Source organism: Bifidobacterium sp. UTCIF-38 (assembly GCF_006454495.1).
GTDB classification, from domain to species: Bacteria; Actinomycetota; Actinomycetes; order Actinomycetales; family Bifidobacteriaceae; genus Bifidobacterium; species Bifidobacterium callitrichos.
On record NZ_JFAL01000046.1, the window covers coordinates 1 to 682 of the forward strand.

1 protein-coding gene is annotated in these 682 nt (G+C 61.4%); it reads right to left on the reverse strand.

The window, feature by feature from the left end; all coding sequences use genetic code 11:
- Positions 1 to 59: 59 nt before the first annotated feature.
- A complete protein-coding gene (locus BW11_RS11430; protein ID WP_140445874.1) occupies positions 60 to 638 on the reverse strand; it encodes an IS607 family transposase in 579 nt (192 codons plus the stop codon).
- Positions 639 to 682 lie beyond the last annotated feature (44 nt).

Here is a 682-nt window from a genome sequence, read left to right on the forward strand (position 1 = left end):
CGTGCGACAACAGCAGACGCTCCTGCGCGGGCGTCGGGTCAAGCGCCACCTTGACCGCCTCAAGCATCCTGCGCCGCCTTCAACGCGGCCCGTGCCTTGTTCTTCGCAGCGCGCCGACCGTATAGGCGTGCGCAGAACGAGGTCAGCACCTCAGTCATGTCACGCACCAGATCATCATCCAGCTCCGAGTCGTCCACGACAACGAGCCGACGCCCCTGTGCCTTCAGCGCGGATTCAACGAGTCCCGCGTTCATGTGCGCCAACCGGTCCCGATGCTCCACGACGATCGTACCCACGGTCGGATCGGCGAGAATGCGGTTGAGTCTGCGCCGTTTGTCGTTCATGCCCGAACCGGTCTCCATGACCACCTGGATGTCGGTCGCGCCCATGCCGATCGCGAACGACTTCAACCGATCCGCCTGTCGTTGCAGATCGGACTTCTGGTCGGACGATGACACCCGCGCATAGCAGACGACGCGAGAGCCAGCGGAGATGTCGGTCTTCTCGTATTTCGGGTCATGGATGAGCCACACGCTACCCGAACGCTCGAACGGAACGGGCATGCGGTTCTCACGGCACCACTTCCACACCGTCTGCTCGTTCAAACCCTCACGGGCCGCCCACTCCTTCGCGCGCATGAACAAAACATATCACGGTAAAACAGAGCAAAGCAAGTAAAAAC

Excerpts from the sequence above, each read along its gene's own strand:
- BW11_RS11430 (WP_140445874.1), bottom strand. The coding sequence starts at position 638 with ATGCGCGCGAAGGAGTGGGCGGCCCGTGAGGGTTTGAACGAGCAGACG.